The organism is Streptomyces sp. NRRL S-378 (assembly GCF_000720645.1).
In the GTDB taxonomy this organism is placed as follows: Bacteria; Actinomycetota; Actinomycetes; order Streptomycetales; family Streptomycetaceae; genus Streptomyces.
Map to the genome: position 1 here is coordinate 22,026 of NZ_JOBX01000012.1, position 11,576 is coordinate 33,601.

Genomic DNA, 11,576 nt, shown 5'->3' on the forward strand with positions numbered 1-11,576 from the left:
GTTCCATGTCTCCTGGGTAGTAACTCATCTGTCGGACAGACCAGTTGACCTGGGCATCTTTCCCTGTTCATCAAGTCTTCACGGCAGTCCGGGAAGTCACGTGCCGCATGTCGCGTGCCGCATCATGATGAGCCACCCCGTCCGACACACCTCAGGAGGCCGGCAGTTGAACGGACCGTCGCGCCGCGCCGTGCTGGGCGCCGGGATCGGCGCCGTCGCGGCGTCGCTCGCGGGGTGCTCGGGGCACTCCGGCCCCGTACGCAGGCTGCGGCTCGCGACGGGCCCGGAAGGCGGGCCGTACAACGCCTTCGGGAAGGCCCTGGCGCTCGCCGTCGGCGCGAGCGACCTGCCCCTGGAGATCATCCCCGTGAGCACGGCGGCGAGCGTGAACAACCTGCGCAGCCTCGACGAGGGCTCCGCGGAACTGGCCCTGGCCATGGCGGACGCCGCCGAGGACGCCGTGCTGGGGCGCGAATCCTTCCCCGGGCCCGTCGCGGTGACGGCCCTGGCCCGTGTCTACGTCAACTACACGCACCTCGTCGTCCCGGCCGACGGTCCGGTCCGCGCGGTGACGGACCTCGCCGGCCGCCCGGTCGCCGCCGGTGCGACGGGATCCGGGGTACGCGTGGTCGCACAGCGGGTGCTGCGAGCCGCCGGACCGGCCGCACCCCCCGACGAACGCCCGCTGGGCCTCGCCGCATCGGTTGCGGCGCTGCGCGAGGGCGCGGTCGACGCGCTGTTCTGGTCCGGAGGCGTGCCCACCCCGGCCCTGTCCGCGCTGGCGGGCGAGCGGCCCCTGCGCTTCCTGCCCCTGGACGCCTACGTGGCCCCCCTGCGGGCGCGCTACGCCCCCGTCTACACGGCGGTCACCCTGCCCGCCGGGGCGTACGGCCTCACGGAGCCGGTGGGCACCATCGGCGTCGGCAACTACCTCCTGGCCCGGACGGACGTGGAGGAGCACGTCGTACGGGACCTGTTGCGGGTGGTCTTCGACCGGTGGCGCGACCTCCTGCGGGACGTGACCGCGGGCGCCCGCCTGGAGCCGCGCTTCGCCATCTCGACGGGCCGCGTCCCCCTCCACCCGGGCGCGGCCGCGTACTACCGCTCGGTCTACGGCTAGGGGCGGGAGGCCGGGGGCGGGGGGAGGTGGAGGTGGGCCACCAGGCCGTGGGGGGTGTTCGCGGAGAGGCCGAGGGTGCCGCCGCTGAGGCGGGCGATCTCGTCGGCGATGGCCAGGCCCAGGCCGCTGCCGGGGATGTTCTGGTGTTCGGGGGAGCGGGTGAAGCGCCGCACCAGCGAGGTCAGCTGGTCGTCCGGGACCCCCGGGCCGTCGTCCGCGACCCGGACGACCGTGCCGGCGTCCGGCCGGTGCGAGGCGGTCACCTCGACCCGGCCGCCGCCCGGTACGAACTTGACCGCGTTGTCCAGGAGCGCGTCCAGGATCCTGCCCGCCGCGTCGGGCAGGGCGTGCGCCCACAGGCCGTCCGCGACGCCCGTGACCGTGAGCTCCAGCCCCGCCGCGCGGAAGACCGGGGCCCAGGCCGTCACCCGGTCCCGTACCGCCCGCGACACGTCCTGCGCGGCCGGCTCGGCGGCACCGGACTCCACGCGTGCCAGGGCCAGCAGACCGTCGAGCAGTTCCGCCAGGCGCTCGGCCTCGTCCAGGGCCCGGGCGTGCTCGGCGAGGCCCGGCCCGGGGGTGACGTGCGGCTCGACGTTCTCCAGTTGCAGCACCAGGGTGGCCAGGGGGTTGCGCAGCTGGTGGGAGGCGTCGGCGACGAAGTCGCGCTGACGGCCGATGGATTCGGCCACGGCGTCCGCCATGGTGTTGAAGTGCACGCGCAGACGGCGCAGTTCGGGAGGGCCGGTGTCCGAGCCGGCCCGGGCCCGGAGGCTGCCGGCGGCCAGCCGCTCCACGGCCCGGTCGAGGTCGCGGACCGGACGCATCAGCCAGCGGGCGATCCCCGCGGCGACCAGCGCGGCCGCAGCGAAGGCGGCGAGTGCCCCGGCCGCGATCAGCGACCAGCGGACCGTGACGTCCCGGCGAGCGGCACCGGTGGGGACCGCCAGCAGCACCGCCCCGCTGACCCGCTCGTCCCGGCCCACCGGCTCGGCGAGCACGACGCCGCCCGGACCCCACGGCCGCAGGGTGGGCAGCCGGTCGGTGGACCGGCCGGTCAGGGCGCGGCGGCGTGCCTCCACCGCTCCCGCGCCGGGCGTGGTCCCGGCCCGTACCAGCGTCGTGCCCGCCGTGTCGACCACGACCACGCCCGCTCCGTACAGGTCGGCGTACCGGCCGATCTCGGCGGCCAGCTCCGCCCGGTCGGCGTCCGTGCGCATCCGCTCCGCGAGATCGGCGAACCGCACCGCCTCCGAACGCCGCTGGAGCAGCAGGTGCTCGGTACGGCCCCGCGCGTACCCCTCGGCCAGGGGCAGGCACAGGAGCAGTGCCGCCACCCCCATGAGGACCGTCAGCACGGCGAGGAGCCGTCGCCTCACCGCTCCCCGCCGAGCTGGTAGCCGTACCCGCGGACGGTGCGCACGAGCCCGGAGCGGCCGGTCTTGGCGCGGATGCCGGCCACGTGCACGTCCAGCGAGCGCGAGGCGGCGAGGAAGGCGTCGCCCCAGATCCGGTCCAGGATCTCCTCGCGCGAGTGCACCTCGTCCGGCCGGGTGGCCAGCAGCGCCAGGACGTCGAACTCCCTGCGCGTCAGGCGTACTGCGTCCCCCGCGACGGTGACCGTTCGGCCCGCCGGGTCCACCTCCACGTCCCCGCGGCGGACCACCGCCGCGCCCGGGGCGGCGCGGTCGGCGTACGTGTCCGTCCGGCGCCGTACCGTGTCGATACGGGCCATCAGCTCGGCCATCCGGAACGGCTTGACGACGTAGTCGTCGGCGCCCGCCCGCAGACCCTGCACGATGTCGCGCTCCTCGCACCGTGCGGTCACCACGATCAGGGGCACACCGCAGACGGTCCGCAGCCGCCGCAGCAGCTCTATCCCGTCCAGGTCGGGCAGTCCCAGGTCCAGCAGGACGAACTCGGCCTCGCGGGTGTGGCGCAGCGCGTCCTGGGCCCGCGCCACCCGGCGGACGGTGTGTCCGCGCTGGGCGAGGGCGGTGCCGAGCGCCTGGGCCATCCGGTCGTCGTCCTCGACGAGGAGCGCGTGCATGGTAAGCCTCCTCGCAGCGGGGCGTGCGGCCCGAGCGGCCGCCGCCCCAGGCTACCGCCGCCGCTCAGCGCACGGCCCCGGCGGGAGCCGACGCCGGGTCCCCCCTGTCGGCGGCGCGATCGGCGTCGGTTTCCGCCTCAGCCCGGCTGAGGGCCGCGTCACGGGTGTCCGGCATCAGCACGTACGTCACCAGGGAGATCAGCGCGCACCCGGAGACGTACCAGAAGAACATGGTCTCGTGACCACTGTTCTTGAACCAGAGCGCCACGTACTCCGCCGTGCCGCCGAACAGCGCGTTGGCGATGGCGTACGGCAGCGCCACGCCCAGGGCGCGCACCCTGGTGGGGAACAGTTCGGCCTTGACCGCCGCGTTGATGGACGTGTAGCCGGTGATGATCACCAGGGCGAGCAGGGACAGGCCGAGTGCGGACCAGTACGAGGACGCCGACCCCAGCGCGGTCATGATCGGGTACGTGCCGATCGTGCAGCCGACCGCGAAGGTGATCAGCAGGGGACGCCGGCCGATCCGGTCGGACAGCATGCCGGCGAAGGGCTGGAGCACGGCGAAGACGGTCAGCGCGGTGAAGCTGACCAGGGTGGCGGTGGTCTTCGCCATACCCGCGCTGCCGACGAGGTACTTGGTCAGGTAGGTGGTGTAGGTGTAGTAGGCCACGGTGCCGCCGAGGGTCAGGGCCATGACCAGGCCCGCCTGCCGCCGGTACTGCCACAGTGCCTTGAGCGTGCCGCGCGTGCTGTCGTCGTGCGCGTCCTCGCCGGACGCCTCCTCCTGGAAGGCGTCGGTCTCCTGGAGCCGGCGCCGCAGCCAGAAGACGACCACGGCGAACAACGCCCCGAGCACGAAGGGGATCCGCCAGCCCCAGCTCTCCAACTGCCCTGTGGTGAGCGTGTGCTGCATCGTGATCAGGATGCCCAGGCCGAGCAGCTGGCCGCAGGTCATCGACACGTACTGGAAGGACGAGCCGAGGCCGCGCCGGTTGCGGGCGGACGCCTCCGTCAGGTAGGTGGCACTGGCGGCGTACTCGCCGCCGATGCTCATCCCCTGGAGCAGGCGGGCCAGCAGCAGCACCAGCGCGCCGAAGTAGCCGGCCTGGCCGTAGGTCGGGGCGACGGCGATGAGCAGGGCGGCCACCGACATCATGGTGACGGTGAGCGTGAGCGCGCTCTTGCGCCCGTGCCGGTCGGCGGCGCGGCCGAGGACCCACCCGCCGACGGGGCGCATCAGGAAGCCGACCGCGAAGATCCCCGCGGTGTTCATCAGCTGCGTGGTCGGGTTGTCCCCGGGGAAGAAGGAATCGGCGAAGTAGATCGCGAAGCTGGCGTAGACGAACCAGTCGTACCACTCGACGAGGTTGCCGAGGGAGCCGCCGATCAGGGAGAGCCGGCGCTTCCTGCGCTCCTCCCCGGGCGTGGGGACGGCTGGGACGGTGGACGAGGACATGGCGGCTCCAGCGGGAAGTCCCTGATGGGAGAGGGGAGAACGGCCCCTGAGGCGGGGGAGTGTCCAGAGCATGGGGCCGTCGTCGGAGCCGGACAAGCTTCGCCGCGCAGATCTAACGTTCCGCTAAGGAAGCAGGACGGACGCGGGATTTTACGGCGCGGACATGCTCACGTCATGTCCGCTCCATGGTGGTCACCCGCGGGTGGCCCACGGTGGGGGCGGCCCGGCCGCGGAGCACCCGCGGGACCCGACTCCGTGGCCGGCCGCACCCCGACCCCCGTGACCAGGAGGCAAGATGAGCGCGTTCCCGAGAAGGCGGACAACGGCGGTCGGCGTGGCCGCCGTCGTGGCCCTGGGCGTGATCGCCGTACCGGCGCACGCCCGCCCGGACCGCGGCACCCCGCCGCCCCTGCCGCAGGTGCCCGCCTCCGTCGAGACGCCCTCCCTCTTCGACGACGAGGCCGGCGGCAATGCCAACGCCGACGACCCCGCCATCTGGCGCAACGCCCAGGATCCCGACCGCAGTCTGGTCATCGCCACCGCCAAGGAGGGCGGCCTGCGCGTCTACGACCTGGACGGGCGCCAGGTCCAGTCCCTGCCGGCCCCGCCGCCGCCCGGGGCCGGGCACAAGCCCGGACGGTTCAACAACGTCGACCTCGTCACCGGCCTGCGCTTCCCCGACGGACTCCACGACGTGGCCGTCGTCTCCGACCGCGGGCGCGACCGGCTGCGCGTCTACCGGATCGACCCCCGGCGGCCCACCGCGCCCCTGACCGACGTCACGGACGAAGCCGCCGCCCCGCTGGTGTTCTCCGCGGACCAGGACGAGGTCGACGACCAGCGGACCGCCTACGGCCTGGCCGCGTACACCGACCGCCGCAGCGGCCGCTCCTTCGCCCTCACCAGCAGGCGCCACGGCACCGAGCTCGCCCTGGCCGAACTCCGGCCCACCGCAGGGGGGAAGGTCGGCTACCGCACGGTCCGCACCACCGCGCTGCCCGCGACCTTCACCCTGCCCGACGGAACGTCGTGGTCACCGTGCGGCGAGCCGGGCGAACTGCCCCAGGTCGAGGGCATGGTCGTCGACCCCGACACCGGCGACCTCTACGCCGGCCAGGAGGACGTCGGCATCTGGAAGCTGGACGCCGACCTGCGCTCCCCGGCCCGCCTCATCGAGAAGGTCCGCTCCTTCGGGGTGCCCGGCACCTGGAACCCGCAGACCGAGGAGTGCGACGCGGGCGCCGACCCCGGCTTCGGCGGCCGGCACGTCTCCGCCGACGTCGAGGGCCTGACCATCTGGCGCGACCCGAAGCACCCCCGGCACGGTGGCTACCTCCTCGCCTCCAGCCAGGGCGACGACACCTTCGCCGTCTTCGACCGCGAGAACGGCAACGCGTACGTCCGCGGTTTCCGCGTCGCGGCGGGCACCGGGCCCGGAGCGCCCGACGGTTCGCAGGAGAGCGACGGCGCCGCCGTCACCAGCGCGCCGCTGGGCAGGAGGTTCCCCGAGGGGCTGCTGGTCGTCCAGGACGGCCACAACACCCCCGCGACCACCGGACCGGACGGGGAGACCCGCACCGACACGGACTTCAAGTTCGTCGACCTGGGAAGGCTGAAGCGCGCGGCACGCCTGTGAGCCGACCACCGCTGTGACCCGATCACCGCCGGGCGGCCGCGCGGAAGCGCGGCCGCCCTCTCGGCAGGATCGCCACCGCACACGACGGAAGGCGATCATGGCGGACAGTCCCCTCAGGCCCAGCTCGTTGATCAACACGCTCTACGGGGCGTTCCTGCGCCGCCTCGGCGGCTGGATCCCGTCGCCGACCTGCTGACCCTGGTGGCGGACCTTGGACGTCGACGGCCCGGCCCCGCCCGGTCGACGAGCTCCGCAGGTCCGGCCCGACCGGCCCGGCCGGCACCATGCGGCGCCGGCCGGGCCGGATGCCCGGACGTCCGGATCAGACGAGGTCGAACCGGTCCAGGTTCATCACCTTGTCCCACGCCGCGATGAAGTCCTTGGCGAACTTCTCCTTCGCGTCGTCGCTCGCGTAGACCTCCGCGAGCGCCCGCAGCTCCGAGTTGGAGCCGAAGACCAGGTCCGCACGGGTACCGGTCCACTTGACCTCGCCGGTGGCGGTGTCACGGCCCTCGAAGGTGTTCGCGTCCTGCGCCGTCGCCCTCCACTCCGTCCCCAGGTCCAGGAGGTTGACGAAGAAGTCGTTCGTCAGCGAACCGGGGGTCGTGGTGAACACGCCGTGCGGGGACTGCTGGTGGTTGGCACCCAGCACCCGCAGGCCGCCGACGAGGACGGTCAGCTCGGGCGCGCTCAGGTTCAGCAGGTTGGCCCGGTCCAGCAGCAGGTACTCGGCCGGGAGCCGGTTGCCCTTGCCGAGGTGGTTGCGGAAGCCGTCGGCGGTCGGCTCCAGCGCGGCGAAGGACTCCACGTCCGTCTGCTCCTGCGTGGCGTCCACCCGGCCCGGCGTGAAGGGCACCTGCAGGTCGAACCCGGCGTCCCTGGCGGCCTGTTCCACCGCGGCGGCGCCCGCCAGCACGATCATGTCGGCGATCGAGATCCGCTTGCCGCCGTCCTGGGCGGCGTTGAAGGCCTCCTGGATCCCCGTCAGGACGCGCAGCACCCCGGCCAGCCGGTCGGGCTCGTTGACCTCCCAGCCGGCCTGCGGCTGCAGGCGGATGCGGGCGCCGTTGGCGCCACCGCGCTTGTCGCTGCCGCGGAAGGACGACGCCGACGCCCACGCGGTGGACACCAGCTGCGACACCGTCAGGTCCGACGCGAGGACCTGCGCCTTCAGGGAGGCGACGTCCGCGGCGTCGACCAGCTCGTGGTCCACCGCGGGCAGCGGGTCCTGCCACAGCAGCACCTCGGACGGCACCTCGGGACCGAGGTAGCGCACGACGGGGCCCATGTCGCGGTGGGTCAGCTTGAACCACGCGCGGGCGAACGCGTCCGCGAACGCGGCCGGGTCCTCCAGGAAGCGGCGCGAGATCTGCTCGTAGGCCGGGTCGAAGCGCAGCGACAGGTCGGTCGTCAGCATGGTCGGGGCGTGCGTCTTCGACGGGTCGTGCGCGTCGGGCACGGTGCCCGCGCCGGCCCCGTCCTTGGGCCGCCACTGGTGGGCTCCGGCCGGGCTCTTGAACTGCTCCCACTCGTAGCCGAAGAGGATCTCGAAGAAGCTGTTGTCCCACGTGGTCGGGGTGTTGGTCCAGATGCCCTCCAGACCGCTGGTGATCGCGTCCCCGCCCTTGCCGGTGCCGTACGAGCTGGCCCAGCCCAGGCCCTGCGCCTCGATTGGGGCGGCCTCGGGGTCGGCGCCGACGCTCTCGGCCGGCCCGGCGCCGTGGGTCTTGCCGAAGGTGTGGCCGCCCGCGATCAGGGCCACCGTCTCCTCGTCGTTCATCGCCATCCGGCGGAACGTCTCACGGATGTCGCGGGCCGCCGCGATCGGGTCCGGGTTGCCGTTCGGGCCCTCCGGGTTCACGTAGATCAGGCCCATCTGGACGGCGCCGAGCGGGCTCTCCAGCTCGCGGTCACCGGTGTAGCGCTGGTCGTCGAGCCAGGTGGTCTCCGGGCCCCAGTACACGTCTTCGTCCGGCTCCCAGACGTCGGCGCGGCCGCCGCCGAAGCCGAAGGTCTCGAAGCCCATCTGCTCCAGGGCGACGTTGCCGGTGAGAATCATGAGGTCGGCCCACGACAGGCTCTGGCCGTACTTCTTCTTGACCGGCCACAGCAGACGGCGGGCCTTGTCGAGGTTGCCGTTGTCCGGCCAGCTGTTGAGGGGGGCGAAACGCTGCTGGCCGGCGCCCGCGCCACCGCGTCCGTCGCTGATCCGGTACGTGCCGGCGCTGTGCCACGCCATGCGGACCATGAAGGGGCCGTAGTGGCCGAAGTCGGCGGGCCACCAGTCCTGCGAGGTCGTCAGGACCTCCGCGATGTCCCGCTTGACCGCGGGCAGGTCGAGGGCCCGGAACGCCGCGGCGTAGTCGAACTCCTCGCCCAGCGGGTTCGCCACCGCGGGGTTCTTGGCGAGGATCTTCAGGTTCAGCCGTTCTGGCCACCACTGGCGGTTTCCGCCGCCCTGCGTGGGGTGGGCGGCGCGCTCGTGCGCGACGGGACAGCCGCCCCCGCCCTGCGCCTTGTCGTCCGTGACGATTGCATCGTGGTTCTCGGACATGGGAATCCTTCCGTACCAGGGGGATCGCGGTGCTCAGGACCGAATGCGGTGGAACAGGCGGGACACGGGTCCCTGCGCACGGGGGCCCGGCCCCGGCGGTCGGCCCGGCGCCGGGCGGTCACCGTCCGTCCCGTACTCCCGCCGCTCGGGAGTCTTCCTGCCTCTTGGTTCTCAACGGATCCGATCCTACGATGGACGCAATCCAAGTCAAGATGAGTACCAAGCCCATATCCGATCGGATTCCGGAAGCCGACCGGGCGCACGCGGGCACCCGACGAAGGCGATGGGGGGAGCCACGAGATGAGTGACCTGCTGGAACGGCTGCGGGGGCGCGGCTGGCGGCTGACGTCGCAGCGGCGGGTCGTCGCGGAGGTCCTCGACGGGGAGCACGTGCACCTGACGGCCGACGAGGTCCACGCCCGCGCGGTCCTGCGGCTGCCGGAGATCTCCCGGGCCACCGTCTACAACGCCCTGGGCGAACTGGTGGCCCTCGGGGAGGTCGCCGAGGTCACCACCGACGGCCGCGCCAAGCGCTACGACCCCAACGCGCACCTCCCGCACCAGCACCTGGTGTGTTCCGGATGCGGCCTCATCCGCGACGTCCACCCGGACGGCGACCCGCTGGCGGTGCTGCCCGCAGCGCAGCGCTTCGGTTTCGCCGTGTCCGAGGTCGAGATCACCTACCGCGGTCTGTGCCCGGCCTGTGCCCGGCCGGATTGACAGCCGCTCGACGGGGTAGGCGCCGTGCACAACCGGGCCAAGCGAGGCCGGAACGACCTCAGCGGGCGCGGCCGGCCACCGGTCGCGGTGCGCGGAGGGCAGCAGGACGATGACCTTCACGAACCTGTGGACTGGGAAGGGGTGGTTCCCGATGGCCCCGCCGGCAGACGGTGAGCGATTCGCCGTGGAGGTGCGGTCCGAGGGCGACGTACGCGTCTTCGCCCTGACGGGAGAGCTGGACCACGACACGGCCGAACCCCTGCGCGCCGCGCTCGCCGCGGCGGTCGACGGGGGCGCGCGCAGGCTGCTGGTGGACTTCTCGGCTCTCCGCTTCTGCGACTCCACGGGTCTGAACGTGCTCCTGCACAGCCGCCTCTCCGTGCGGGAGGCGGGCGGCAGCATCGAGCTGGCGGGGTTGCGCCCTCCTGTCGCCCGCATGTTCCGCATCACCGGTGCGGACGGGATCTTCCCCGTACACCCCGATGTGGCGCACGCGCTGGCCGAGCCGCGGCACGCGTGAGGGAGGAGCGCGCCATGGAGCCGCGGTCCGACCGGAGGCGGAGTCTCCTGCTGACGGATGCGAAGGACGCCGTCACCCGTTGCCGCGACTTCACCCGTGACGCCCTGATCGACTGGCACTGGATGGCGGAGGCCCGCGACGACTCGGAGGACGTGCTGCTGCTGGTGTCCGAGGTCGTCGCCAATGCCTGCCTGCACGCGGGCGGGCCCCGCACCCTGCTCCTGGAGTGCACCGACGAAAGGCTCCGCGTGGAGGTCACCGACGGAAACCCCGTCGCCCCGAGCCCTCGGTCACGTCCGGACCCGGCCCGTCCGGGCGGGTACGGGCTGCTCATCGTCGAGAGGATCTCCCGCCGTTGGGGCACATTGCCCCTCGCGGACGGGAAGTGCGTGTGGGCGGAGATCAACTCGCCGCCGCGGTCACCGGACGGCCAGCGCCCGCGGCCCGGACACTGACAGGAATCGCACGAAGCACTGACAGGAATCGCACGAAGAGACTGACATGCATCGCACGAAGCGACGCGGTGGCGGCCGGGCGGTGCGACGCGAAGGCGGCCCGCGGTGCGCCGTCAGGCCGTGTCGTCGTCCTCCTGCGCCTCGCCCTCGTCGGGGTCCTCCAACATCCCGGCCCGCAGCCTGGCCATGATCCGGCTCAGCAGCCTGGACACGTGCATCTGCGAGATGCCGAGGCGCTCACCGATCTGCGACTGGGTGAGTTCTTCGCCGAAGCGCAGCTGCAGGACCAGCCGGTCCCGCTCGCCGAGCGCGGTGAGGAGCGGCTTGAGCGTCTCCAGGTCCTCGATGCGCCCGTACGCCTCCTCCTCCGAGCCCAGGGAGCGCGGCAGCGAGCCCCCGTCCGCGTCCTGTCCGACGGAGGTGCTGAGGGACTCGGCGACGTAGCAGTTGGCGGCCTGCCGGCCCTCGGCCAGGGCGTCGTCACTGACGCCGAGGTGTTCGGCGAGCTCGTGGTCGGTCGGCCGGCGCCCCAGGTCCTGTTCCATCGCGTCGCAGGACTTCGCCATGTCCAGCCGGAGCTCCTGGAGGCGCCGGGGCACCTTCACGGACCAGCTGGTGTCCCGGAAGAAGCGCTTCATCTCGCCCGTGATGGTCGGCACGGCGAAGGTGGCGAACTCGACCCCGCGCGCTACGTCGTACCGGTTGATGGCCTTGATCAGGCCGATCGTGCCGACCTGGACGATGTCCTCGAACGGTTCGCTGCGGTTGCGGAACCGCCGGGCCGCGTACTTCACCAGGCTGAGGTTCAGCTCGACCAGGGTGTTGCGCACATAGGAGTACTCCGGCGTGCCCTCGGACAGCGAGCCCAGACGGTGGAAGAGCGCCACGGACAGGCTCCGGGCGTCGTCCGTGCTGACGGCCAGGGGGTTCTCGGGAATCTCGATGGTGTCCACCGGAGACCGGGTATGGGCGGGGTCCGCGGTGGCGCGGGGCAGGGGGGTCATCAGTTTCCTCCGACGGGTCGGGGAGCCGCGCGGAGCGCAGCGGGGCCGTCGTGGGTTT

At 72.9% G+C, this 11,576-nt stretch carries 10 protein-coding genes; 5 read left to right on the forward strand and 5 right to left on the reverse strand.

Going from position 1 to position 11,576, the window contains the following annotated elements; translation table 11 throughout:
* The first annotated feature begins 166 nt into the window (after positions 1-166).
* On the forward strand, positions 167-1,120 hold the full coding sequence (locus IH80_RS0111455; RefSeq protein WP_030959781.1) for a TAXI family TRAP transporter solute-binding subunit: 954 nt from the start codon (positions 167-169) through the stop codon (positions 1,118-1,120).
* Here the strand turns inward: IH80_RS0111455 and IH80_RS0111460 are convergent.
* The 3 genes from IH80_RS0111460 to IH80_RS0111470 all read right to left on the reverse strand — a co-directional run bounded on the left by IH80_RS0111460 (position 1,117) and on the right by IH80_RS0111470 (position 4,629).
* Positions 1,117-2,499, reverse strand: a complete 1,383-nt coding sequence (locus tag IH80_RS0111460; RefSeq protein WP_030959782.1) for a sensor histidine kinase — start codon at positions 2,497-2,499, stop codon at positions 1,117-1,119. The genes IH80_RS0111455 and IH80_RS0111460 overlap by 4 nt on opposite strands.
* Positions 2,496-3,170, reverse strand: a complete 675-nt coding sequence (locus IH80_RS0111465; protein WP_030959783.1) for a response regulator transcription factor — start codon at positions 3,168-3,170, stop codon at positions 2,496-2,498. The genes IH80_RS0111460 and IH80_RS0111465 overlap by 4 nt, the downstream gene beginning before the upstream one ends.
* Positions 3,171-3,234: 64 nt before the next feature.
* Complete coding sequence (locus IH80_RS0111470; protein ID WP_051809115.1) at positions 3,235-4,629, reverse strand: MFS transporter; 1,395 nt, start codon at positions 4,627-4,629, stop codon at positions 3,235-3,237.
* A gap of 295 nt (positions 4,630-4,924) precedes the next feature.
* On the opposite strand from IH80_RS0111470, the gene IH80_RS0111475 reads away from it, so the two are divergent.
* Positions 4,925-6,265, forward strand: a complete 1,341-nt coding sequence (locus tag IH80_RS0111475; protein WP_030959786.1) for a phytase — start codon at positions 4,925-4,927, stop codon at positions 6,263-6,265.
* A gap of 322 nt (positions 6,266-6,587) precedes the next feature.
* Here the strand turns inward: IH80_RS0111475 and katG are convergent, their stop codons facing one another.
* On the reverse strand, positions 6,588-8,819 hold the full coding sequence (gene katG, locus IH80_RS0111485) for a catalase/peroxidase HPI (RefSeq protein WP_030959788.1): 2,232 nt from the start codon (positions 8,817-8,819) through the stop codon (positions 6,588-6,590).
* A 300-nt stretch (positions 8,820-9,119) separates the two neighbouring features.
* Here katG and IH80_RS0111490 point away from each other — a divergent pair, with 300 nt between their 5' ends.
* The 3 genes from IH80_RS0111490 to IH80_RS0111500 all read left to right on the forward strand — a co-directional run bounded on the left by IH80_RS0111490 (position 9,120) and on the right by IH80_RS0111500 (position 10,514).
* On the forward strand, positions 9,120-9,539 hold the full coding sequence (locus tag IH80_RS0111490; protein WP_030959789.1) for a Fur family transcriptional regulator: 420 nt from the start codon (positions 9,120-9,122) through the stop codon (positions 9,537-9,539).
* A gap of 151 nt (positions 9,540-9,690) precedes the next feature.
* Positions 9,691-10,059, forward strand: a complete 369-nt coding sequence (locus IH80_RS0111495) for an STAS domain-containing protein (RefSeq protein ID WP_030959790.1) — start codon at positions 9,691-9,693, stop codon at positions 10,057-10,059.
* Between the two features lie 14 nt (positions 10,060-10,073).
* Positions 10,074-10,514, forward strand: coding sequence for an ATP-binding protein (locus IH80_RS0111500; protein WP_037879618.1), 441 nt, complete (start codon positions 10,074-10,076; stop codon positions 10,512-10,514).
* Between the two features lie 113 nt (positions 10,515-10,627).
* Here IH80_RS0111500 and IH80_RS0111505 read toward each other — a convergent pair whose 3' ends face one another.
* Positions 10,628-11,518, reverse strand: a complete 891-nt coding sequence (locus IH80_RS0111505; RefSeq protein ID WP_051809117.1) for a SigB/SigF/SigG family RNA polymerase sigma factor — start codon at positions 11,516-11,518, stop codon at positions 10,628-10,630.
* Positions 11,519-11,576: the final 58 nt, after the last annotated feature.